Source organism: Streptomyces sp. Q6, assembly GCF_036967205.1.
In the GTDB taxonomy this organism is placed as follows: domain Bacteria; phylum Actinomycetota; class Actinomycetes; order Streptomycetales; family Streptomycetaceae; genus Streptomyces; species Streptomyces citrinus.
In genome coordinates this window covers 5,732,698-5,756,781 of sequence record NZ_CP146022.1, presented here as the reverse complement: position 1 = coordinate 5,756,781, position 24,084 = coordinate 5,732,698, and the positions used below count along the sequence as shown (strand labels likewise).

The following is a 24,084-nucleotide window of genomic DNA, read 5'->3' as shown; positions in this document are numbered from 1 at the left end:
CGCGGTCACAGCGCGCCCAGGTCCGCGCCGGTGACCTCGCGGGGGTCCTCGGCGTCGAAGGCGAAGCGGTAGCGCAGGGTGGCGTCGACGTCCTTGGCGATGGCGGCCAGTTCGGCGACGTCGTCGGCCTCGCCCATGACGATGTCCAGCTCCAGGGTCTGCACGCCGCCGGGCAGCGGGGTGCCCGGCCGCGCGTACGGGCGGTAGAGCGTGACGCCGGGCAGCCGCTTGACCGCGTCGGCGCCGTCGATGCCCAGCAGGGTGCCGGGGGTGCGGGGCGCCGGGTGGAACAGCTGGAAGTAGGCGCGGCCCGTGTAGGGGGCGGGCAGCTCGGGCCGTTCGCCGAGGGCGACGCGGCCGCCGAGTTCGATCAGGTCGAACTTCTGGGCGCGTACGGACAGTTCGTTGATGCCGCCGCCGAGCCGGCCGTTGACCTCGATGAGCCGCGGGCCCGCGGGGGTCAGCTTGATCTCGGTGTGGGTGAGTCCGTCGCGCACCCCGAGCGCCTCGACGGCCCGGCGGGCCAGGTCGCGGCAGACGTCGTCCTCGTCGGCGGTGAACGGCGAGGGCCAGAACCGTCCGGTCTCGCGGAACGGGGGCACCATCGGGAACTTGCCGGTGACGGCGAGGTCGGTGACGGTGCCGCCCTGGACGACGGCCTCGACGGACACGTAGTCGCCGAACGGGCCGCAGTCCCTGCCCCGCAGGTACTCCTCCAGGACGAGGGTGCCGCCCGTGACGAGGCCGGGCCGCTCGTCGCCGAGCAGGGTGCGGGCCAGTTCGCGGCCCTCGTCGGCGTCGGTGACGTAGAAGGTGTTGCGGCTGCCGCCGCCGTGCGCGGGCTTGAGGACGGCGGGCAGGCCGGTCTCGGCGACGGCCTCGTCCCAGTCGGCGAGGCGCTCGACGCGGCGGCAGCGCACGACGTCGACGCCGGCGGCCGACAGGGCGGCGCGCTGCTGCCACTTGTCGGTGAGCAGTCCGATGGTGCGCCGGTCGTGGAAGGGCAGGGCGAGCTGCTCGGCGAGCGCGGCGGCCAGGTGCAGGGCGCGTTCGCTGTACGTGACGATGCCGTCGGGGGCGTGGGCGCGCAGCCGCTCGGCGGCCTGCGGCACCGAGTCGGTGAGCACGACGGGACCGAACTGGGCGAGCAGCGGCTCCATCGCGCGGGTGTGCGCGTCGGGTTCGGCGACGAAGACGCAGTCGGCCCAGGAGGCGAGGCCGACGGCGATGTCACCGGGGTGCGCGGCGCCGTCCGCGTACACGACGACGAGGGTTTTGCGGGGCATCACAGGTGCCTTCCGGGGGTGAGGGCGACGGCAGGGGCCGGGTGGCGCAGGCGGGAGCGGATCAGGCCGCCGAACTCGGCGGTGGCGCCCCGGTAGTAGAAGTGGTCGCCGGGCAGCACGGCCGCGGCGAACGGGCCGGTGGTCCAGGATCGCCAGGCGTCGAGGTGGGGGCGTTCCACCCAGGGGTCGGCGGTGCCGCCGAGGGCGAGCAGGGGGCAGTCGAGGGGGCGCGGCGGGCCGGGGCGGTAGCGGGCCAGGAGCAGGTAGTCGGCGCGCAGGACGGGGATCGCGAGGTCGGCGACGTCGGCGAGGGGGGAGGCGCCGAGGCCCGCGTTGCCGCCCGTGGCGAGCTCCTCGATCCAGTCGCCCCGGGTCATGGAGAGCACGACGGCCGGGTCGAGGCGTTGCAGGTCCGGCGGGCGGGCCGCGGACACGGCGACCAACTCGACGTCCTTGCCGAGGAGTTCGAGGCGGTGGGCGATCTCGTAGCCGAGGACGGCGCCGAGGCTGTGGCCGACCAGGACGAGCGGGCCCTCGGTGTGGTCGGCGATCTCCTCGGCGGCGGTCCGCGCCAGGGCCATCAGGTCGGTGGCGTGCGGTTCGGCGGAGCGGGGGCCGCGCCCGGGGTACTGGAGCGCGAGGACCCGCTCCCCCGGGGCGCGCAGGTCGGACAGCCAGTCACCGACGGCGTACGCGCTGCCGCCGCCGAACGGGGCGAGGACGAAGGTGCGCGACGGCGACGCCTGCGCCGCTACGGGGGCGGTCGCCGGTTCTGTCTTCGGTTCGGTGAACTCCCAGATCAGAGAGGTCAGTTGTCGGCGCCTCACAGGTCGATCACCGTGACCCGGGCGGGCTCGGCCTGTGCCGGTTCCTGGACGCCGGTCAGCGCGGCGGCCAGTTCGGCGACGGTCGCGTGCGCGTACAGCTGCGCGATGACCAGGTCGGGGTGGTGGCGGCGCAGTCGGGCGAAGACGGTGAGCGCCTTGAAGGAGTCGCCGCCGATGTCGAGGAAGCGCTCGTCGCGGCCGATGCCGGTACGGCCGAGCGCCTCTTCCCAGATCCCGGCGATGAGCTGCTCGGTGCCTTCGCGCGGCGCCTGCGCGGGCGCCACGGCCGGTGCGGTCGCGGCGGCGCGTACGGTCTCGCGCAGCGCGGCGAAGTCGGTCTTGCCGTTGAGGTTCGTCGGGATCGCGGCGACGGTGTGCACGGCGCCGGGCACCAGCGCGGAGGGCAGCGTGGCCCGCAGGTCGGCCACGAGCGCGCGCGGGTCGGCGTCGCCCACGAGGTAGGCGACGAGCTCCAACGGGGCGTCCGGCGTGGGGCGTTCACCGGTGACTACGGCCTGGCGCACGCCGGCGCGGGCGAGCAGCGCCGCCTCGACCTCGCCGGGCTCGACGCGGTTGCCGCGGATCTTCAACTGGCGGTCGGCGCGCCCGAGATAGTCGAGGGTGCCGTCCGTCTCGCGTATGACGAGGTCGTCGGTGCAGTAGTGGACGCCCGCGCCGGGCCCGTCCAGTTCGACGAACTTGGCCTGGGTCAGGCCCGCTTCGCCGCGGTATCCGGCGGCGACACAGGCGCCGCCGAGGTAGAGGATGCCGGGGCTGCCGTCGGGCACGGGTGCGAGCCGCTCGTCGAGGACGCGGGCCTCGACGCCGGCCAGCGGGGTGCCGATGGACAGGCGCGGGCCCATGGTGTCGCCGGGCCGCACCCGGTGCATGGTGGCGAGGATGGTCGCCTCGGAGGGGCCGTAGCCGTTGTGCACCTCCAGGTCGGGGCGGACGCGCAGGATCTGCTCGGCGAGGCGCGGCGGGAACGCCTCCCCCGCCACGACGAGCACCCGGCGCGGCAGCAGCGCGGCGAGGTCGCCCTCGGCGGCGAGCGCGGCCAGCTGCGACGGGGTGTACGTGAGGACGTCGGCGGGGTGCGCGGCGAGGTCGGCGGCGAGTGCCCGCGGGTCGAGCGTGGTGTCGCGCGGGTAGACGTCGAGCCGGGCCCCGGAGAGCAGCGCGCCGTACACCGACACCTTGCCGAGGTCGGCGGCGAAGGTGGTGGCGAGGCCGTAGCTGTCGAGGCCGGTGGCGCTCACCCGCTCCTCGAACGCGGCGCAGTAGTTGAGCAGCGCCCGGTGCTGCACCTCGACGGCCTTGGGGGTGCCGGTGGACCCGGAGGTGCACACCAGGTAGGCGGTGTCGTCGGGGTGCAGGCCCGGGTCGACGGTGTACGGGGCGCCGGGGCCGTCGGTGGTGACGGTGCGCACCGGCGCGGCGGCGTCGGCGAGGCGGGGCCGGTTGCGGGCGTCGGTGAGGACGGCGGCGGCCTTGGTGGTGCCGAGCAGGGTGGCGACGCGGTGGTCCGGGTCGGTGGCCTCGATGTGGACGTAGGCGGCGCCGACGGCCCAGGCGGCGAGAACGCCGATCATGCAGCGGTGCGAGCGGTCCATCAGGGTCGCGACGATGTCGCCGCGGCCGACGCCCTGGGCGCGCAGCCACTCGGCGCTCTCGCCCGCGGCGGCCGCCAGCTCCGCGTAGGTCAGCCGTTCCTCGTTCTGGCGCAGGGCCGGGCGGGCGGCGGCGTCGCGTGCCGTGGCCGCGAAGACGTGGGCCGCCGTGCGCGGGGTCGCGGTGGTGCTGGTCATCGGGTGCTCCGTTCGGTGGGTCGAGGCGGACGCGGTCGCGGCGGTCACCGCTGCCGTCCGGCGGTCGCGGTGTCGATCAGGGCCGCGAGGCCGTCGACCGTCTCGGTGCCGAGGTAGGTGCGCAGGTCGAGCTTGATGCCGAAGTGCTCCTCCACGGCGGTGAGCAGGCGCAGCGCGGCGAAGCTGTTCCAGTGGCCGAGCGAGTCGAACCGGGTGTCTTTGGTGAGCTGTGCGGCGGGGACGTCGGTGACGGTGGAGATGACGTCGGCCAGGGCGGTGGGGGCCGAGGCGGCGAGGTGCTCGCTCATGCGATGAGGTGTCCTTCTCGGGAGCCGGCGGCGGCCGGGGCGGTGACGGTGACGGTGATCCACGGGGCGGTGGCGGCGGGGCCCGGGTCCAGGGCGAGGACCCGGCGCTCGGTGCCGTCGGCGCCGGGCTCGGCGAGGGCGAACCCGGCCTCGTCCAGGAAGCGGGCGGCGGGCCCGTTGCGCGGGGTGCGGCGCAGGTCGGCCTCCAGGCGGGCGGCGCCCGCGGCGCGGGCGTGGTCGGCGACGGCGCCGAGGACCGCGTGCTCCACGCCGCGGGCGAAGACGCGGCAGCTCATCACCGCGTTCTCCAGGACCCAGTGGTCGTGGTGGCGGGCGATCCACAGGGCGCCCACGACACCCTCGTCGCCGAACCGGTCGGCGACCTCGAAGGCGTACAGGGCGTGCTCGGGAGAGTCGGCCATGCGGCGGGTGTCGGCCTCGGAGTGGCAGCCGCCGATGAGGTTGAACTGGTTGGTGCGGCCGCCGAGCTGGACGATCCGGGGCAGCGTGTACGCGTCGGCGGCGCGCAGCGTGACCCGCAGGCCGAGGCCGTGCAGGTAGTCCTCGGGCGAGGACTGGTCGGCGCTGAAGCGGTGCCGCTGGGCGCGCGCCCGGTACAGGCCGGTGCGTTCCTTGTCGGTGTCGGTCGTGGTGAGCGCGTCGAAGCCGCCCCCGGCGAGGAGGGCCGCCGCGTGGTCGGCCGGGTCGCCCGCCAGGTGGATCACGGTGACCTCGGGCAGGGAGTGCCGTACGAGGTCGCACTCGAAGGCGGAGTCGTCGGCGAAGACGATGCTGTCGAGGCCGATGTTGAGCTGCTCCGCGATCCGCCGGATGCTGTCGTCCTTGGGCCCCCAGCCCGCCTCCACGGCGACGAAGTCGGTGGCGCGCAGCACGAGTCCGGGGTGTTCGTCGAGGACGCGGGCGACCAGGTCGGGGTCGTTCTTGCTGGCGACGGCGAGGAGCACGCCCTGGCGGCGCAGGGCGAGGGCGGCGCGCTGCACGGCGACGTAGGCGTTGCCCGGGTAGAGCGGGCCGAGCTGGATGTTCTCCGGGCCGTCGTCGCCGAGGACACCGCCCCACAGGGTGTTGTCCAGGTCGAGGACCAGGCACTTCTTGCCGCGTCCGGTGAACGCCCGGGTGTAGGCGGCGACTTCGGCGGCGTAGCGGTCCTCGACGCCGGGTGCCCAGGCCATCTGCGCGAAGGCGTGCAGCCGCCCGTCGCGCAGCGGTCCCGGGTGTTCGGCGAGCAGCGTCTCCAGGTCGACGACGTCCACCCGGTCGGCCTGTTCGGCGAGGTCGAGGAGGCGCAGGTTCAGCTCGCGCCAGAGTCGGGCGAGGGCGGCCCGGCCGCGGTGCGGGACGACGCCGCGCAGCACGGAGGCGGGCAGCGGCACGGTGTTCAGGAGCACGGTGCCCGTGGTGCGCGCGGCGTAGGAGCCGACGGCGGCGGCGAACCGCTCCCAGCGCTCGTCGACCGCGGCGCGCAGCGCGTCGAGGTCGCCGGGGTCGAGGTCGCGGGGCAGGAAGACCTCCTCGTGCACCGGGCACAGGGTCAGGTCGGCGCCGAACGCGTCGAGGTCGGCCACCGCCCCGCCCAGGCGCAGCAGTTGCTGGTCCGGGGCGGCGATCTGGAACTCGGGGGCGAAGCCGGAGGCGAGCAGCGCGACGCGCAGCGGGGCGGCCATCTGGTCGGCGGTGAACGAGGGCGCGAGCGCCACCCGCAGCGGGCGCGGCTCGTGGCCGGGGGCGCACAGCAGGCGCGGGTCCACGGCCGCCAGGATCCGGCCGGCCTCGCGGGCCACGGGGGTGTCGAAGCGGTCGGCAAGGCGGGCCGTGAGGCCCGGGTCGGCGGCGGCACCGGGTTCGGTCAGGCGCCTGGCCCGGGTCAGCAGGTCGTCGTCAGCCATCGGGTGTGGGGGTCCTTCCAGGGGGGTTCAGACGCGCAGCAGCGTGCAGGTCCAGTGCATGCCGGTGCCCATGCTCAGGAGGGCCACGGTGTCGCCCTCGACGAGTTCTCCGGCCGCCGACAGCCGTTCCAGGCTGAGGAGTTGGTCGGCCGGGCCGAAGTGGCCCAGGGTCATGGCGAGTTCGGCGTTGGTGGCTTCCAGCGGGATGCCTAGGTTCTTGGCCAGGTCGCGGAAGGCACCGATGTTGTCGTGCAGGTAGAGCACCCGCTCCAGGGCGCCGGGGGTCAGCCCGACGCGCGCGCAGGCCCGTTCGAGGACCTCGCGGGTGCGGTCGTGCAGCAGGGTCATGAAGTCGTACGTGGCTCTGCCGTCGCCCGCGAAGAACGTGTCCATCCGCTCGATCAGCGGGGCGATGACGGCCGGTTCGGGGTGCTCGGCGTCGAAGGGGCGGGCCGCGCCGCCGGTCTCCATGCGCATGAAGTCGGCGTACCGGCCGTCGCTGATCGTCTCGGTGGCGAGCCAGGCGCCGGAGCCGTGGCCGCGCCGCAGGACCGCGGCGGCGGCGCCGTCGGAGGAGAGCGAGGTGCCGGTGGCGGTGCGGTCCCAGTACGCCTCCGTGATCCGGTTGGCGGCGACGACCAGGGCCGTGCCGTAGCCGGGGTGGGTGGCGAGGCGGCCCGCGACGGTGTCGAAGGCGGTGACGCCGCCGCCGCAGGCCTGGGCGATCAGGACGGCCTCGGCGCCGGTGGCGCCGAGCCGTCCCTGGAGGGCGGCGGCCGCGTCCCAGTACAGGTACTCGGGGACGTCGGGCAGCGCGAGCACGAGCAGGTCCAGGTCCGCGGCGGCCACCTGGGCCTTGCGCAGCGCGGACTCGGCGGCGCGCAGCGCCAGGTCGGTCAGGCCCTCGCCGTCGTCGGCGCGGTGCAGCCTGCGGTAGCCGAGCCCGGCCAGTCGCTGTGGGTCGGCGCCGTATCGCTCGGCGGCCTCCGCCACCGTGACGGGGCGGCCCAGGGCGTGCCCTTGGGCCACGATCCCGAATGACATGTCTCGTCCTTCCCGGGGAGCCGGGGGCGGGGAGGCCCCCGGCTCGTGTGCGGTGCGGTGTGCGTCGCGGGGTGCGGCTAGCGGGCCGCGGCCCCGATGTCGGAGGTGTCGACGGCGAACCGGCCGATCGCCCAGGCCATGGCGCGCGTGTTCTGGTCGAGGATGGTCTTGTTGACCGCGCTCAGGACGTCGCAGGCCTGGTGGTAGCAGGGGTCGAGCATCTGGCCTGCGGTGCCGCCGAACAGGTCGGCCCACGCCTGGGACTTGACGGTGTCGGAGCCCGCGTTGACACCGCCCGCGGGGATGCCCGCGTTGATGAACGCCGAGTGGTCGGAGCGGCCGTCGAGGACCAGGCCGACGGTGGGCAGCTTCTGCTTCGCGAAGTAGCCGTTGACGAGGTCGCTGATGCGCGTGGAGCCGGCGGGCGCGGCGCCGGTCGCGGTCTGCCCGTTGTAGACCTGGCGGGCGAAGTTCGGCGAGGCGATCATCTCCAGGTTGAGGTAGAGCGCCGTCTTCGCCTTCTCGTCGGCGGTGAGCTGGTCGACGTAGAACTGCGAGCCGGCCAGGCCCTTCTCCTCCGCGGCCCACCACGCGAACCGCACGCGGTTCTTCACCTGCGGTGTGTGCCGGGCGAGCTGGACGGCGGTCTCCAGGACGGCGGCGGCGGCCGCGCCGTTGTCGTTGGCGCCGGAGGTGGTGTCGACGGTGTCGAGGTGGGCGCCCATGACGACGGTGTGGTCCGCGCTGCCCGTGGGGGTGTCCGCGATCAGGTTGTACGTCTTCGTCATCTTGTTGTTGCCGCGCAGGTCCAGGTCGAGGGTGACCGGGCCGCTCGCCGCGTCGGCGCGCAGCGCCTCGGTCTCGGCGCGGGTCAGGGTCGCGGTGGGGATGCGCGCGTCGCTCGGCGGGACCATGCGGTAGCGCAGGTTCAGGTCCGCGTTGGGCGAGTTGACGTTCATCAGCATCGCGGAGGCGCCGAGCTCGGAGAGGACCAGCTGCTTCTGCGTGATGAAGCAGTCGGTGCCGACGTCGACGAGGACGATCTTCCCCTTGACGTCCTGTCCGGCGTAGTCGTCGGCGGTGCAGCCGGTGCTCTTGCCCGCGGGCTGGGCGAGTTCGGCGTGCAGGCCGCCGTCGGGGGTGGAGACGGAGAACCGGGCGATGACGGGGTGGAGTTCGCGGGCGGTGGGCGAGGCCTCGGAGCCCTTCTCCGACAGGATGTCGTAGTCGAGGAACTCGAACGGCTGCTTCTTGACCTGGTATCCGGCCCTGGTCAGGGTGCGGGTGATGTAGTCGGCGGAGGCGTCGTAGCCGGCGCCGCCGGAGACGCGGGTGCCGCCGTTGTCGACCGTGGCCTGCTGGATCGCCTCCAGGCGCTTGTACGTGTTGGCGCCGGTGACGTCGCTGGACATGGCGCGGGCCAGGGCGTCCGCGGGGATGGCCGTGGTCTCGGCGCCGGCCGGGGCGGACGCGGCCAGCGGAAGGATGACGGCGCCGGCCGCCAGGGCGGCCAGTGTCCGCAGACGGCTCGGCGTGCGCCGGGATCTCGCGTTCATGTGCGGGGGCTCCTCGTTGCGTGCGGTGCGGGGCTGGATCGGGTGGTTCCCCGGGGGCATCAGGCCCCCGGGCGGTCGGTGAGGGCGGTGCCGTAGGCGTCCGCGAGGCGGGCGATCCGGTCGCCGTCGAACAGTTCGCCGCTGTAGCGCCACAGGACGGCGAGGCGGTCGCCGTCGACGCTCGGGTAGACCTCCAGCGGGCAGGGCCGCTCCATGTCGGCCGGGCGGTCCCGGCCGACGCGGTCGGTGTCCACGTCGCGCAGCACTCCGTCGCTGGTCCGGAAGGCGGGCGCGCCCCAGAAGGAGAACAGGACGCCGGGCACCGGGATGTCGCCGAGCGCGCGGCGCAGCCGGGCGTCGGGGTGGTGGTGGCGCAGCACCTCGAAGTCGAAGCCGCTGCGCGGCACGGCGCGCAGTTCGGTGGCGATGTGGGCGCGGTGGGCGGCCCGGTCGCGGCGGCCCGGCAGGGCCAGGGCGAACGGGTAGGTGGTGTTGAAGTAGCCGACGGTGCGGCCCAGTTCGAGGTCGTCGAAGAGGTCTTCGCGTCCGTGCGCGACGAGTTGCACGGCGACCTCGCCGCCGCGGGCGCCGAGCCAGGTCTGGAAGGCGCTTGCGAGTCCGCTGAGCAGCACCTCGTAGAGGGTGTGTCCGGCGGTGGCCGGCAGCGGGTGGTGGGTGGTGAGTTCGCGGGTGTTGCCCTCGACGCCGCGCGGCCCGTCGGGGACGGTGGCGCGCTGGGCGTCCTCGCCCCAGGCCCGGTCGAGCCAGTAGCCGCCGTCGAGGGCGTCGGGGCGGGTGCGGGCCCAGTGGCCGAGCCGGTCCGCCCACTGGAAGCAGGACGGGCCCGGGGTGCCGAGCGCCCGGTCGTCGCCGTCGCGCAGCAGCGCGTCGAGCTCCTCGGTGAGGACGTTCCAGGAGTACAGGTCGACGGCCAGGTGGTGGACGACGAGCAGCAGCCGGTCGCCCTGCGCCTCGGGCATCCGGACGAGGGCGGCCCGGGTCACGGGGCCCTCGTACAGGTCGAGCGTCTCGTGCAGAGCGGTGGCCCGCTCGTCGAGCGCGTCGAGCGCTTCGCCGGCACTCAGCAGGCGCAGGTCGAACTCGACGACGTCCGGGGCCTGTTCGGCGGCGTACTGGCGCAGCGTGCCGCCGTCGTGCTCGGCGAGGCGGGTGCGCAGCGCGGGGTGGCGGGCGGCGAGGGTGTCGAGGGCGCGGCGGGCCTCGGCCAGGGTGACCGTGCGGCCGAGCCCGTAGCTGACGCCGTGGTTCCAGTGGTCGGGGTTCTTGGCGCCGCGTGCGAGGAACTCCCTTTGTGGCGGGGTGAGTTCGGCGGGCCCGTCGGGTCCGGCCGCTTCCCGTACGAGCGTCTCGTCGACGTCACCGGCTGTGCCGGTGTCGGCGCGCGGGGCGGGTGCGCGGGACGCGGCGGCGGCCACCGCTTCGACGGTGCGGCCGTCCAGGATGGCGCGGGGGCGCACGGAGTGGCCGAGGCGCTCGGCCTGGGAGGCGATGGCGATGGCGACGAGCGAGTCGCCGCCGAGGTCGAAGAAGTCCTCGGTGACGCCGACGCTCTCCCGCTTGAGGTGCTTGGCCCACAACCGCGCGAGGACGCTTTCGAGTTCCGTGCGCGGCGCGACCTGGGCGGCTTGTTCGGCGCAGAGCGCGGCGGTGCGGACGGCCGGGCCCTGTGCGGCGATCCGGTCGAGCAGCGCGCGGTAGTCGTCGAGCCAGCCGCGCACGCTGTCGCCCGCCGGGCCGCCGGGGGCGTACTGGGCGGTGGCCAGCACCTGTGCCCCGTACTCCAGGACGGAGAGCTGGACGGGGAAGGTGGCGGCGCCCTGGCCTACGTCGAGGAGTTCGACGCCGGGGCCGCCGTCGGCGAGCGCCCGCAGCGGCTCGACGTCGCTGTTGAAGCCGAACATCGTGGTGGCGAGGGGGCGTGCCGAGCCGGGCCTGGCGAGGCGCCGGATCCGGTCGGTGGGCAGGCCCTGGTGGGCGAGGGTGGTCAGGGACGCCTCGCGGACGGCGCCGAGCAGGGCGCTGAACGGCTCGTCGGGGCGCACCTCGACGCGGACGACGAGCGTGTTGGCGTAGTTGCCGACGACGGGTTCGTCGGCGGCGGCCCGTCCGGCGGACGGCACGGCGACGGTGATGTCGCGCTCGCCGGTGATCCGCCACTGGAGCGCCACCCAGGCGGCGAGCAGGACCATGTGCGGGGTGCACCGCTCGGTGCTCGCCACCTCGCGCAGGCTGCCGACGAGCCGGTCGCCCAGGGCGAGTTCGGTCCGTCCGCCGTCACCGGTGGGGCCCGGCAGGTCGGTCTGCGGGGCGCCGGCGAGGTAGCGGGACCAGAACGCGGTGAGTTCGTCGCCCTTGGGCGAGTCGAGGAGCGCCCGCTGGTCGTCGACGTGGTCGAGGAAGGTGCGGTCGGTGTCGGTGCCGGGCTCCCCCGCCAGGTCGGCGAAGAGGATCCGCCACGACCAGCCGTCGACGAAGAGGTGGTGGTGGGTGAGGAGCAGCACGTCCCGCTCGGCGTCGGCGAACCCGACCCGGATCAGCTGGTGGCGTGCGGGCAGTTCCGCGTACGGGTCGAGCGGTCGCGCGACCTCGGCGCGCAGCCGGTCGAGCAGCGTCTCGTGCCCGTCGGCGGCGGTGTGCGCGGTGAGGTCCCAGTCGAGCCGTTCCAGCGGGATGTGCGCCCGCTCCTCGGGCACGACGTGCTGGTGCGGCCCGTCGTCGGTGTCCTGGAGGTGGGTGCGGAGCATCGGGTGCCGGTGCACCAGGGCGGCCAGGCGCGCGGCGAGGTCGTGCGGGTCGCCGGGCCGGTCGAGCAGGAAGGCGGCGGGCACGTTGTAGGCGCCGGTGTCGGGGTCGAGCCGGTCCGCGGCCCAGATGGCGGTCTGCGCACCGGAGAGCGGCCCGCTCCCGGCCGCGTCGGCCGACCTGCTCACCGTCTCGACGGGAGTCGTCGACTCCTCCGGTACGGGGATGAGTGAGGCCACGTGCGCGGCGAGCGCGGCGAGGTCCGGGAGGTCGAAGAGGTCGAGGACCTCGATCTCCGTGCCGTAGCGCTCATTGAGACGCGCCACCAACTGGCCACCGTTGAGGGAATTGCCGCCCGCGTCGAAGAAGTCGTCGGGCAGCTCGAGCCCCGGCTCCTTCAGGACATCACGCGCGAAGGCGAGGACCGTGTCGTCGACCCCGAGCGCGGGCGCGGCGACCGGCTCAGGGGCGAGTTCGGTCACGTGCGCGGCGAGCGCGGCGAGGTCCGGGAGGTCGAAGAGGTCGAGGACCTCGATCTCCGTGCCGTAGCGCTCATTGAGACGCGCCACCAACTGGCCACCGTTGAGAGAGTTGCCGCCCGCGTCGAAGAAGTCGTCGGACAGCTCGAGCCCCGGCTCCTTCAGGACATCACGCGCGAAGGCGAGGACCGTGTCGTCGACCCCGAGCGCGGGCGCGGCGGTCCCGGTCGCTGCGGGCGCGGGCTGCGGGGCAGCGGCGGCCGTGCGCGGCCAGCAGTGTTCCTGGGCCGGGGCCGCCGTGGGGAGTTCCACGCGGCGGCGCGGGGCGCGGCCGAGGAGCGTGGCCCAGTCGACGTCGCGGCCCTGCTCGTAGACGTGGCACAGGGCCTCGGCCGGGGTGGTCGCCACGGCGGCGGCGCGTCCGGCGAGCAGGGTGGACAGCGCGCTGCCCGGCGCGAGGTCGACGACGAGGAGGTGCTCGCCCCGGGACGCGAGCGCCGCGTCGAGCGCCGCCGCGTCCGGGGCGCGACCGCCGGGCCGGGCTCGGTCAGCGCGTCGAGTTCGGCCGCGACGGGCACTCCGCCGGCCACACGTGCCGCGGCCTTGCCGAGGCCGTGCGCGAGGACGAGGTCGGCCGCGACACCGGCCGCGGCGAGGACGGCCTGCGCGCCCACGAGCCACATCAGCGCGCGCTGCGCCGGGTTCCACGTGTCGGACGGCAGATGCGCCTCGGCGGCGGCGAGCGCGTCGGCGAACCGCGGGGACGTCAGCGCCTGTCGGCGCAGGGCGTCGAGGTCGGCGTCGCGCAGGTCGCCGACGGCGAGCACCAGCGCGCCGGGCTTCACCGGCTCGGCGCCCTTGCCGTGCAGCACGGCGTCGAGCCGGTCGAGGAGTCCGGCCCCGTCGTGGACCGCCGTCGCGTACCGGTGGGCGGCGTGCTCGCGGCCCACGGTGAGCGTCTCGCTCGCCGCGGCCAGGTCGAATCCGCTCACGTCGGCGGCCACCACGTCGCGCAGGGCGCGCAGTTGGTCGCGCAGGCCCTGCTCGGTGGGGGCAGACAGGACCACGGGGCGTTCGGCGGCGGGCTCGTCGTCGGGGCGTGCCGGGACGGGGCCCTGCTCGACGACCAGGTGCGCGTTGGTCCCGCTGAGGCCGAAGCTGCTGAGTCCGGCGACGCGGGTGCCGTCCGTCGCGGGCCACGGCTCGACGCGGTCGGCGACGCGCAGCGGGGTGGTGTCCAGGGCGAGCAGTTCGGAGGGCTCGGTGAAGTGGGCGGTGGGGAAGACCTCGCCGGCCCGGAACTGGGCGAGGACGCGTACGAGTCCGGCGAAGGACGCCATGCACCCGAGGTGCCCGAGGTTGGCCTTGACGGAGGACAGCGGTCGTACGCCGGTGAAGTCGGGGCCGAACGCGGCGGCGAGGCCCTGGATCTCGATGGGGTCGCCGATCTTCGTGCCGGTGCCGTGCGCCTCGACGTACCCGATGTCGGACGGGGTCACCCCGGCGTCGCGCCACGCGGCGGCGACGACCTCGCCCTGGGCGAGCGGGCTGGGCGCGGTCAGTCCCGTGCTGCGGCCCGCGTCCTGGTTGACGGCGCTGCCGCGGATCACCGCGTGCACGGTGTCGCCGTCGCGCAGGGCATCGGCGAGCCGCTTGACCAGGACGAACCCGCCGCCCTCGCCGTGCGTGGTGCCGTCGGCGGCGGCGTCGAAGGGGCGGCAGCGGTCGGTCGCGGAGAGCACGCCGAGCCCGTCGTCGGCGGCGGCGCTGTGCCGGGGCACGGCGCCGAGCACCAGCTCGTAGCCACCGACGAGCGCGAGGTCGCTCTCGCCCCTGGCCAGCTTCCAGCGGGCCTCGTGCAGCGCCACCAGGAACGAGGAGCAGGACGTGTCGACGACCTGGGCGGGGCCGCGCAGATCGAGGTGGTACGAGATGCGTCCGGCGGCGTAGGCGTGCAGGCTGCCGGTGGTGGCGGGGCCGCCGCGCTGCTCCTCGGGCGGCAGCAGGTTGAACAGGCTGGGGTGCGGGGCGCCGTAACCGCCCACGAGGACGGCCGTGTTGGTGCCGGCCAGCTCGGCGGGGGCGTATCCGGCGGCGCCGATCGCGCGCACCGCGAGCTGGAGCATGCGCCGCTGGCGCGGGTCGACGAGTTCGGCTTCGGCGCGGGAGAGCCCGAAGCGGCGGTGGTCGAACCCGGTGATGTCCTCGATCCAGCCGCCCGCCCGGTCCTCGGGGGTCGGCGTGAGGCCGGTGTCCTGCACGCGCCGCTCGGGCATCGGGCGCATGGTGTGTCCCGCGCCGCGCAGCAGCGCGGTCAGCGCGGTCCAGTCGTCGGCTTCGGGGAACTCGAACGCGACGCCGATCACGGCGAGTCGGTCGGGGGTGGCGGGGTGGGCCATGGGGGAGCCTGCCTCTTCAGCGAGGGTTGACGTCTTGAGGGGCGCGGGCGGTGAGGGCGCGGGCGTCCGGCAGCGCGATCACGGCGAGGTTGGCGACGACGACCAGGACCGCCGCGATCAGCAGCGGCAGCGCCTCGCCGGTCAGGGCCGCTACGGGCGCCGCGACCGCGAGACCCAGCGGCCGGGCGGCGAACGACAGCAGGGCGTCGTAGGAGTCCGCGCGGGCCAGCGCCTCGGCCGGGAAGTGCCGCTGCATGGTGGTCTGCCACAGCGTGTTGAGCACGCCGATGCCGAGCATGGCGATGCCGTACGCCAGCGCGTCGGTCCAGGTCGGCCAGCGCGCGGCGAAGGTGATCAGCGGCAGCGCGAACAGGGCGCCGCACAGCGACGTCACCACCAGCGGCCGCCGGACGTTCAGGCGGGGCGCGACGAACGCGCCGATCAGCATGCCCGCCATGCCCGCCTGGTAGACGACCACCCAGGCGAACTCCCCGCCGAGCCGTTCCACGGCGATCAGCGGGCCGAGGGTCATCAGGACGCCGGCGGCCAGGTTGGAGACGCCGTGGCCGATGAGGTTGGACCAGAACCAGGGGCGGCTGCGCACTTCCTGCCAGCCGTCGGCGAGCTGGCGGAAGAAGCCGGGGCGCCCGTCGCGGGCGGGGGTGACCGAGGGCAGTCCGCCGAGGGTGACGGCGGCGCAGCCGAACACGGCGGCGGTGGCGAGGAACGCCCAGCCCGCGCCGACGGCGACGACCAGGACACCGGCCACGCCGGGGCCCGCGACCAGCGCGATACCGCGGGCCACCCCGAGGTGGCCGTTGGCCTGCATCCGGGACTCCTGCGGCACGGTGGCCGCGACGAGCGGCGACATCGTGGGCGTACCGAAGGCGATGGCGGCGCCGGTGACGGCGGACAGTACGGCCAGGTCGACGATGCGGACGGATCCCGCCAGCAGCTCGGCGCCGATGGCGAGTTGGGCGATACCGCGGATCAGGTCGGCGACGAAGGCGACCCGCTGGGCGGGGAACCGGTCGGCGACGACCCCGCCGATGGGCAGCAGTGCGAGCTGCGGCACGAGTTCGGCGGCGAGCACCAGGCCGAGGTCGGTGGCGCTGCCGGTGGCCTCGATGACGGCGAGGGTGAGGGCGGTGGGCACCAGGGCGGTGGCGAGGAACGACAGGGAGCGTCCGGTGAGCAGCCGCAGGAAGCCCGGCAGCTTCATGACGGAGACGGGGGCGGGCCGGCTCGTGAGGTCGGTCACGGGCGGGCCGCCAGCGCGGCGCCGAGGGTGTCGAGGAGTGCGCCGGGCGCGTTCAGGAAGGCGTAGTGGCCGCCGGGCAGCACCGGGAACGTGACGTCGTCGGCGTACTCCTGCCAGCCCTTCAGCTGGTCCTGGGTGACCTCCGGGTCATCGTCCCAGTGCAGCACGCCGATCGGGAACGGCACCGGTGTGGGGGCCTGCCTGCGGTAGACCCGGTTGGCGTCGAGGTCCTCCTTGAGGACGGCGAGCGCGAGGTCGAGCAGCTGGGGGTGGGCGATGCCGCCCCGCAGCAGCGTCAGCTCCTCCAGTTCGGCGCGCAGCTCCGCGTCCGTCATGTCGAGGAAACGGTCGTGGGGGCAGTGGTGCGGCGCGACCTGGGCGGAGACGAAGACCCGCTCGGGCAGCGGCAGTCCCCGCTCCGCGAGCAGCCGCGCCGTCTCGAAGGCGGGCAGCGAGCCGGCGCAGTGCCCGAAGAAGACGAAGGGCCGGTCCAGGTGCGGGGCGAGGGCGTCGACGAGCTGCTCGGCGAGCTGCTCGTAGGTGCCGTAGTGCGGCTCTCGCAGCCGGCCCTCACGGCCGGGGAGTTGGACGGAGCACACCTCGATGCCGTCGTCGGGTCCGAGCCGCTTGGGCCAGGCGTTGAACATGGACGCGCCGACGCCCGAGTAGGGGAAGCAGAAGACGCGGGCGGTGGCGTCGGCTGCGGGTTTGCGCAGCAGCCAGCGGGAGTGGGGCAGGGCGGTGCCGGCGGACATGGGTGATCCGTCTCGCAATCGTGTGGGGTGGCGGGGCGAGGGAAGGGGGCCGGGGCGCGGGTCAGCGCGGTGCGGTCACCACGGGCAGGTGGGTGAGCCCGGCGATGAACACCGAGCGCAGATGGCGGGCGGGCCCGGCGGTCTCGACCGACCGGAACGCGCGGAAGAACTCGTCGAACAGGACGCGGAAGGTGATCCGGGCGAGCGGGGCGCCCAGGCAGTAGTGCGGGCCGTAGCCGAAGGCGATGTGCCGGTTGTCGTCGCGCAGCACGTCGAAGCGGTACGGGTCGGCGAAGACGCGTTCGTCGCGGTTGGCCGAGCCGACCCAGACGGCGACGGCGTCCCCGGCGGCCACCCGGCCGCCGGCCAGTTCGGTGTCCTGGACGGCGTAGCGCAGGAAGCTGCTGGCGGGCGACGTCCAGCGCAGGCCCTCCTCCACCAGGGAGGGGATCACCGCGTCGGGGTCACCGGCCGCCTTGCGCAGCTGGTCGGGGTGCTCGCTCAGGGCGAGCAGCGTGCCCGAGACGGTGTGCGGGGTGGTCGCGTTGGCGCCCAGCAGGATGCTGTAGCAGTTGTAGATGACCTCTTCGTCGGTGAGCGGGGCGTCGCCCGCGCTCATCGTCATCAGATGCCCGATGAGGTCCTCGGCCGGTCCTTCGCCGGACCGCTTCCTGCGCTCGCGGACCTGCGCGGCGAAGTACTCGAAGGTCTGGTGGTGGGCGACGGCGAGGGTGGCGGCGGGGCTGCCGATGCGGAACTCCGCGTCGTCGGGCGCCGCGGCCATCGCCGTCCAGCGCACGAGGTCGTCCCAGTCCTTCTCCGGTACGCCCATGAGGGCGCCGGCCACGGTCATGGGCAGCCGGTAGGCGCGCTCGGCCACGTCCCAGGCCCCGCCGTCGAGCGCGGGGGCGAGGAACTCGGTGACCGCCCGGCGAATCCGGTCCTCCCAGTCGGCGAGGGCGCGGGCGGTGACCTTGCGGTTCATGGGGCGGCGCAGTTCGCTGTGGCGCGGCGGGTCGGTGGAGACCAGCATCTTGCCCGAGGACACGTCGTCGTGGCCGAGCTGGGTGAGCACGGAGCCGCGCTCGGAGGTGAACTCGCGGTGGTCGCCGAGCACCCGGCACACGTCGTCGTAGCGGGTCACCGACCAGAACCACCGCCCGTCGGGCAGGACTTGGCGGTGCAGCGGGGCGTGCTCGCGCAGATGGGCCCAGAGGGCGTGCGGGTCGCCGCTCGCGTGGAACTCCGGGTCGAACAGGTCGGCGGCGGCCGGGTCCACGGCCTGGCCGGCGACGGGGGCACCGGCGATCCTCATCGGTCGCCCCCGGCCTGCGCGACGGCCTCGGCGAGACCCGCCGGGGTGGGAGCGAGGTAGAAGGTGACCGGGGAGATCTGCACGCCGTACTCGCGCTCCAGGTCGGCGGTGATGCGCACGCCGACCAGCGAGTGACCGCCCAGCTCGAAGAAGTCGTCGTCCGCGCCGATCCCCTCGATGCCGAGGTGGTCGCTCCACAGTCCGGCGACGGCGGCCTCGATGCCGGGGGCGGGGGCGCGGTACTCGGCGTTCAGCTCGGGCCTGGCCGGTGAGGTGTCGGTGGCGAGAGCGGCCCGGTCGACCTTCCCGTTGTCGGTCAGCGGCAGCGCGTCGACGACCCGGATCTGCGAGGGGACGGTGTACGAGGGCAGCACCTCGCCCAGTTCGCGCCGGAGCGCGAGGGTGGCGGGCCGGGCACCGCCGCGGCCGGTCACGAAGGCCACGAGCCGCTTGCCGCCGCCCGGTTGGGGCTGGGCGACGACGGCGGCCTCGGCGATGTCGTCGCGGGCGGCGAGCGCGGCCTCGATCTCGCCGGGCTCGATCCGGAAGCCCCGGATCTTCACCTGGCGGTCGGCGCGGCCGTGGTATTCCAGGACGCCGTCGGCGCGGCGGCTGACCAGGTCGCCGGTGCGGTACATCCGGGCGCCGGGCCGCTCGTCGAAGGGGTCGGGCAGGAAGACGCGGGCGGTCTGCTCGGGGTGGCCCAGGTAGTCGAGGGCGAGCCCGTCGCCGGTCGCGTACAGCTCGCCTCTCTCGCCGTCGGGCACCGGGCGCAGGTCGGCGTCGAGGATGTGCACCCCGGTGCCGCGGATCGGGCGGCCGATCGGCACGGCGCCGTCCACGGGGCCGGTGATCGTGTGGCAGCAGGTGAACGTGGTGTTCTCGGTGGGCCCGTAGCCGTTGACGAGGGTGAGGCCGGGCAGCGCCGCGAGGGCCTGGTTGACGTGCGGCGGCGACAGGACGTCGCCGCCGGCCAGCAGGACCCGTACGCCACCGAGGTCGTCGAGGCCGTACTCCACGACCTGCTGGAAGAGACCGGCGGTGAGCCAGAGCACGGTGATGCCGAAGTGGCCTATGTGCTTGGTCAGTTCGCCGACGGCGAGGTCGCGGTCGGGGGCGATGTCGAGGCGGGCGCCGTTGAGGAGCGGCCCCCAGATCTCCAGGGTGGAGGCGTCGAAGGCGACGGGCGCGTACTGGAGGACGACGTCGTCGGGCCCGATGGTGAGGAAGTCGGCGTCCACGACGAGCCGCAGGACCGCGCGGTGCGGCACCCGGACCCCCTTGGGGGTGCCGGTCGATCCCGAGGTGTAGGCGACGTACGCGACGTCGTCGGGGCCGCTCGTGACAGGGTCCGGGGCCGGGCCCTCGGGCACGGTGTCGAGGTCGTCGCGGGTCAGGACGACGCTCGCGCCGCTGTCGGCGAGCACGACCCGGCGGCGCTCGGCCGGGTAGCGCCGCTCCAGGGCGAGATAGGCGGCGCCGGCCTTGAGGATGCCGAGGAGGGCGACGACGGTCGCCGCGCGGCGGTCGGCGTCGAGGGCGACCACGTCGCCGGGCCGTACTCCCCTGTCCTGCAAGTGCCGGGCCAGGTGGTCGGAGCGGCGGTCGAGCTCCCCATAGGTCAGCTCGGCGTCCTCGCCGCGCACGGCGGTCCGCTCGGGGGCGAGGGACGCCTGCCGCGCGAAGCGCGCTGCGATCGACGGGGGGTGCGTGCCGTACTGGGCGTCCACGGACCATCCTCCAGGTGCGGATCGACACGGTCACCGGGTTTCGGTCACCGCCGCGGCCCATCCTGGGGAGGGCTCCTACCGGTGCGCTTTCGGCCGTATATCGGGGGCGGGTAGCGCGGTGATAGGCGCAGCGATAGCGAGTCGATAGCGGGGCTGCATAGCATCGCTGCACCGAGCAACCAGTTACTCGGCCGACTCATCGGCTTCGGAAAGCGAGCAGACGTGCGGAAGACCCTCTCGATCGCGGTGACCTCCCTGGTAGCAGCGGCCGTCCTCCCGGTGGCGCTCAGCGGGCAGGCTGCCGCCGACACCCCCTGGCCTTCCCCCAGCGACCGGAGCGTGAGTGCGGCGGCGACCCCGCTGGACACGCCGTGGCCGGGCCCGGGTACCGGCACCGGAACGACGGCCACCACCGACGACACCCCGTGGCCGCTGGGCTGACACGTCACGGGGCCCGGTCCATGGACCGGGCCCCGCGCTGTTGGTGCAGGAGCCGGTTCCGCTCCGCCGGACAGGCCCTAGCCGCCGGACCCGGACGGCGTCACCCTGTCCTCCAGGGCGACCTCCAACTGGGCCAGTTCCAGACGCACTTCGGCCGCGCCCACCCGGTCCATGATGCGTTCCCTGGTCGCGATGGCGGCCCGCAGCAGGCGCTGGGCGTCGTCGTTGCGGCCGAGCCGGGCGCTGACGCCGCCGAGCCGCTGGAGCACCCGCGACTCCCCCGCCACGTCCCGCCGCTCCCGCACCTGCCGCAGCAGGTCGGTGAGTACGTCCTCGGCCTCCTCGTACCGCCCCTGACGCTGCATCAGATCACTGAGCACATAGCGCACCTGTAGCTCGACGCGGCGGCTGCCGGCGCCCTGGCAGATCTCAAGGGCCTCGTGCAGATAGCCGCCCGCGGTGCTCCAGTTGCCGCGGTCGCCCTCGAGCCGGGCCATATGGACCAGCACGCTGGCCGCGCCCACCTGGTCGCCCGCCTCCCGGAACTCGCCGAGCGCCACCCAGAAGCGGCCGAGGGCGGCCTCCAGGTTGCGGTTGCGCGCCTCCAGGAGGGCGAGATTGCGCCGGGCCAGCGCGCAGCCGTGCACGTCGCCGAGGCCGATGAACAACTCCAGTGCGGGCACCAGGCGCTGGCGTGCCGCCTTGAGCTGCGAGCGGCTCAGGTGCAGCGAGCCGAGCGAGCACAGCAGCGCCGCGCGGCCCCGGTCGGCGCCGGCGTCCCGCACGCTGTCGAGCGCCTGGAGGTGCGTGCGCTCCCAGTCCTCGAAGTAGCAGCGCGCCTCGAACAGCGAGACCAGTCCGGTGGCCAGGTCCCAGCAGGCCTCCACCTGTCCGGTGCGGGCCGCGAGGCCGACGGCCGCGCACACGTTGGCGCGCTCGGACTCCAGCCAGCCCAGCGGGTCGGCGAGGACCCGGTCCAGGGCGAGTCCGGCCGGGCGGCGGCGCGGCGCGGGGCCGTGCAGGACGGTGAAGTCGCCGCCGTAGATCCGTCGGTGCGCCTCGTCGACGAGGCTGAGCCAGCCGCCGACCACCCGCTCCAGGGCGGCGTCGCCGCCGTCGGCGTCCCGGTGCCGCTCCAGCTCCTCGCGGGCGAACAGCCGGATCAGTCCGGGCAGCCGGTACCGGGGGCTGGACGTCGGGTCGTTGCCCACCACTTCGAGGAGTTGCGCCTCCACCAGCTGGTCGAGGAGGTCGACCGCCTGGAAGAGGTCCACGTCGAGCAGGGCGGCGGCGACCCAGCCGCCGGTCCAGGGCCCGTCCGGCAGGCTCAGCAGACGCAGCAGGCGGCGGGCGCTGTCGTCCAGCGCCTCGTAGGACAGGGCGATCCCGGTGCGGATCGCCAGGTCCCCGTAGGCCAGTTCGTCCAGGCGGCGGTGTTCGTCGGAGAGCCGCTCGACCATCCACGCGAGCGACCAGTGCGGGCGGGCGGCGAGCCGGGCCGCGACGATACGCAGCGCCAGGGGCAGCCGGCCCACGATGCGGCCCAGCGTCTCGGCGGCCTGCGCCTCGCACGACACCCGCTTCTCGCCGACGACGGCGGCGAGCATCCGCAGCACCTCGTCGTCCTCCAGCACGTCCACGGTCAGTGCCCGTACGCCGGGCAGACCGGCCGCCCGGGGGCTGCCGGTGACGAGGACCGCGCCGGGTCCAGGGCCCGGCAGCAGCGGGCCGAGCTGCGCCTCGCCCGTCACGTCGTCGAGGACGACGAGCATGCGCCGTCCGGCGAGCAACTGCCGGTAGAGCGCGGCACGTTCGTCGCAGGACGCGGGGATCGCCTCGCCCGGTACGCCGAGCGCCCGCAGGAACCGGCCGAGCACGTCGCTCGCGGTCAGCCTGCTGCCGGGCGCTCCGCCCAGGTCGCAGTAGAGCTGCCCGTCGGGGAACTCGTGGGCGATCCGGTGGGCGGCGTGCAGCGCGAGGGCGCTCTTGCCGATGCCGGGCGGTCCGGTGAGGGCGACCGCGCGGACGCCCGAGTCGCCGGGTCCGGTGAGCAGTTCCTCGACGGTCCTGAGCCGCTCGGTCCGGCCGACGAACCCCACGACGTCCGGCGGCAGTTGGCGCGGCACGAGCGGGGCGTCGGCCGCTTCGGACGGATCGGGGTCCACGATCACGTCCGCGACCGCGGCGGGCTCGGCGGCGACGGGCGGCGGCGGTCCCGGCGCCGCGGCGGGCGCGACGACCCCGGCCTCGCCGGAGAGGATGGCGAGCTGGATCTCCTTCAGCTCGTCGCCGGGTTCGAGGCCCAGCTCCTCCACGGCGAGCCGGCGCCCGGTGCGGTAGGCCTCCAGCGCCTCGGCGGTGCGTCCCGAGCGGTGCAGGGCGAGCATCAGCTGGCCCCGTATGCGCTCGCGCAGCGGGTGCTCGGCGAGCAAGGTCCTGAGCTCGCCGACCAGTTCGGTGTGGCGTCCCGCGTCGAGCCGCAGCCCCGCGTACGTCTCCAGGGCGGTGAGGCGGGCCTCCTCCAGGTGCTGGGCGCGCAGCCTGAGGAGTTCGCTCCCCGTACCGCTCATTGCGGGGCCGCGCCACAGGGAAAGGACGGAGCGGAGAATCTCCTGCGCCTCGTCGGTGCGGTTTTCCCTGAGAAGTGCGCGTGCTTCGGAAATTCCGGAAAGAAGAACCTGGCTGTCAAGCTCCCCTTCGGAAACCTGAATCATGTAGCCGGGGCCTTTCGTGACGATGCTCGAAGGGCGCCCACTTTCCCCCAGCAACGTCCGCAGGCCAGAGATGCACGTCTGTATCTGTGTCCGCGCGGTAAGGGGCGGAGATTCCCCCCACACCGCCTCCATCAGGGACTCTGTGCTGACTACACGATTCGCTTCGAGGAGCAGGGCGGCCAGAACCGTCTGTTTTCGGCCACGCGGCACCCGGCTCTCCGGCACCGTCTCGAAGGCGACTTCGAGCGGACCGAGAATTCGATACACCGGACCGTTCCGCATAGCCATGCACATCCCCCAGCTCAGAGGTGGCCCCAGCCGCTGATCCGGCTGCTCCCATCGACCACCCAAACGACTGGACTATACATGCGGACGGGTGTGCTCCATAACGGCAGGAGCGCGACGATAACGCAAATAATTCGGTGCCCGGGTTCATATGCGGGCCCATGTCCCGCGGTCCCTCGCCATCGCGTGCAGGGCTTCCACGTCGGCCGGTTTCAGCAGTCCGCCGGAGCGCGCGAGCCCCGAGACGTCGGGCGCCGTCAGGATCCGTACGTCGCGCGGCGGCGCGAGCACGTCCACCGCGACGGGCTCCGTCACCACCAGCGCGGCCCGCACTTCGGCGGTGAGGGCGAACGAGGCACGGGACGCGTCGGCCCGCACCCGGCGCAGCAGCGGCTCCGGTTCTCCGCGGCCGACCGAGACCGTCGGATCGCTCACCCGGACCCGCTGGCGGCGCGCGGGCAGGTCGTGCAGCGCGAACAGACCGCCGGGCCCGATCAGCAGGTGGTGCAGGTGCGAGCCGCCGGGCAGCGGCACCGAGTGCAGCACCCGCCACCCGGCCGCCTCCAGGCCGTCGAGGATCTCGCCGACGAGCTGCTGCGCGGCCAGCGCCCGGCGCCGCGGGTCGACGCGCAGCCTGCGCTGCGGTCCCGGATCGCGGTCGAGGGCGATCACCAGGGCCTCGCCGGGCCGGTTCGGCGCGAGGTCGTCGTCGGGGTGGAGGCTGAGCCTGGCCAGCTCGACGGGGGTGGGCACCGGTGGCGGCCCGACCGTCACCTGCCCGGTGAGGAAGGGGCCGAGCGCGTCGAGGACGTCGTCCCTGCCGGCCTCGCTGAGCAGGTTGACCCTGGCCGCCTCCCGGTCGTACCAGGCGACGTTCCTGCCGTCACCCCCGCACACGTAGAGCCGCTCCCGGCCGTGCCGCCAGGTCGGTACGACGCGCAGTCCGTCCATGCCCCATCACCTCCTGACCATGGGAGCAGCAAGGGCCGCCGCAGGGCAAGAAGCCCGCAAGCGCGACATGCCTCCCGTAACCCCTCGGTCCGGCGGCATTAACCACATCGGGCGCAGAGCGTGGGCTCGCTGTTACACAGTCGCCGAAGTGCCGTGATGCCCGACTTTTACGGTGAAGGCACCACATCAGGTCACACCAGAGGCCGCACCGGACATCACAGGGCCCCACGTCATCGGGGCCGCACGCCAGAGGAC

General features: G+C 74.4%; 16 protein-coding genes. 1 reads left to right on the top strand and 15 read right to left on the bottom strand.

What is annotated here, in order from left to right:
- Positions 1–5 precede the first annotated feature (5 nt).
- The 13 genes from V2W30_RS26865 to V2W30_RS26805 form a co-directional block, all read right to left on the bottom strand.
- On the bottom strand, positions 6–1,286 hold the full coding sequence (locus V2W30_RS26865; RefSeq protein ID WP_338700467.1) for an ATP-grasp domain-containing protein: 1,281 nt from the start codon (positions 1,284–1,286) through the stop codon (positions 6–8).
- Complete coding sequence (locus V2W30_RS26860; RefSeq protein WP_338700465.1) at positions 1,286–2,113, bottom strand: thioesterase II family protein; 828 nt, start codon at positions 2,111–2,113, stop codon at positions 1,286–1,288. Before V2W30_RS26860 ends, V2W30_RS26865 begins: the two co-directional genes overlap by 1 nt.
- Positions 2,110–3,921: a non-ribosomal peptide synthetase gene (locus tag V2W30_RS26855; RefSeq protein ID WP_338700463.1), complete on the bottom strand. Its 1,812-nt coding sequence runs from the start codon at positions 3,919–3,921 to the stop codon at positions 2,110–2,112. The genes V2W30_RS26860 and V2W30_RS26855 overlap by 4 nt, the downstream gene beginning before the upstream one ends.
- Before the next feature lie 44 nt (positions 3,922–3,965).
- Entirely contained in the window at positions 3,966–4,229 is a 264-nt protein-coding gene (locus V2W30_RS26850) for an acyl carrier protein (protein ID WP_338700461.1), read from the bottom strand.
- The gene (locus V2W30_RS26845) at positions 4,226–6,136 is read right to left on the bottom strand and encodes an HAD-IIIC family phosphatase (RefSeq protein WP_338700460.1); all 1,911 of its coding nucleotides are present in this window, start codon (positions 6,134–6,136) and stop codon (positions 4,226–4,228) included. Before V2W30_RS26845 ends, V2W30_RS26850 begins: the two co-directional genes overlap by 4 nt.
- A 27-nt stretch (positions 6,137–6,163) precedes the next feature.
- Entirely contained in the window at positions 6,164–7,180 is a 1,017-nt protein-coding gene (locus V2W30_RS26840; protein WP_338700457.1) for a 3-oxoacyl-ACP synthase III family protein, read from the bottom strand.
- 77 nt (positions 7,181–7,257) lie between these two features.
- The gene (locus V2W30_RS26835) at positions 7,258–8,736 is read right to left on the bottom strand and encodes a M28 family peptidase (RefSeq protein WP_338700455.1); all 1,479 of its coding nucleotides are present in this window, start codon (positions 8,734–8,736) and stop codon (positions 7,258–7,260) included.
- Between the two features lie 59 nt (positions 8,737–8,795).
- The gene (locus V2W30_RS26830; protein WP_338703772.1) at positions 8,796–12,122 is read right to left on the bottom strand and encodes a condensation domain-containing protein; all 3,327 of its coding nucleotides are present in this window, start codon (positions 12,120–12,122) and stop codon (positions 8,796–8,798) included.
- Positions 12,123–12,139: 17 nt separating this feature from the next.
- Positions 12,140–14,377, bottom strand: a complete 2,238-nt coding sequence (locus V2W30_RS26825; RefSeq protein ID WP_338700453.1) for a polyketide synthase — start codon at positions 14,375–14,377, stop codon at positions 12,140–12,142.
- A gap of 16 nt (positions 14,378–14,393) precedes the next feature.
- On the bottom strand, positions 14,394–15,638 hold the full coding sequence (locus tag V2W30_RS26820) for an MFS transporter (RefSeq protein WP_338700451.1): 1,245 nt from the start codon (positions 15,636–15,638) through the stop codon (positions 14,394–14,396).
- Positions 15,635–16,393 (bottom strand): thioesterase II family protein, encoded by a 759-nt coding sequence (locus V2W30_RS26815; RefSeq protein ID WP_338700449.1) that lies wholly within the window; start codon positions 16,391–16,393, stop codon positions 15,635–15,637. The genes V2W30_RS26820 and V2W30_RS26815 overlap by 4 nt, the downstream gene beginning before the upstream one ends.
- 61 nt (positions 16,394–16,454) lie before the next feature.
- Entirely contained in the window at positions 16,455–17,708 is a 1,254-nt protein-coding gene (locus tag V2W30_RS26810; protein ID WP_338700447.1) for a cytochrome P450, read from the bottom strand.
- Positions 17,705–19,438, bottom strand: a complete 1,734-nt coding sequence (locus tag V2W30_RS26805; protein ID WP_338700444.1) for a non-ribosomal peptide synthetase — start codon at positions 19,436–19,438, stop codon at positions 17,705–17,707. The genes V2W30_RS26810 and V2W30_RS26805 overlap by 4 nt, the downstream gene beginning before the upstream one ends.
- A gap of 222 nt (positions 19,439–19,660) precedes the next feature.
- Here V2W30_RS26805 and V2W30_RS26800 point away from each other — a divergent pair, with 222 nt between their 5' ends.
- On the top strand, positions 19,661–19,879 hold the full coding sequence (locus tag V2W30_RS26800; protein ID WP_338700442.1) for a hypothetical protein: 219 nt from the start codon (positions 19,661–19,663) through the stop codon (positions 19,877–19,879).
- Between the two features lie 77 nt (positions 19,880–19,956).
- Here V2W30_RS26800 and V2W30_RS26795 read toward each other — a convergent pair whose 3' ends face one another.
- Positions 19,957–22,875, bottom strand: coding sequence for an AfsR/SARP family transcriptional regulator (locus tag V2W30_RS26795; RefSeq protein ID WP_425244703.1), 2,919 nt, complete (start codon positions 22,873–22,875; stop codon positions 19,957–19,959).
- Positions 22,876–23,025: 150 nt separating this feature from the next.
- Positions 23,026–23,829, bottom strand: coding sequence for an NERD domain-containing protein (locus V2W30_RS26790; RefSeq protein ID WP_338700440.1), 804 nt, complete (start codon positions 23,827–23,829; stop codon positions 23,026–23,028).
- Positions 23,830–24,084 lie beyond the last annotated feature (255 nt).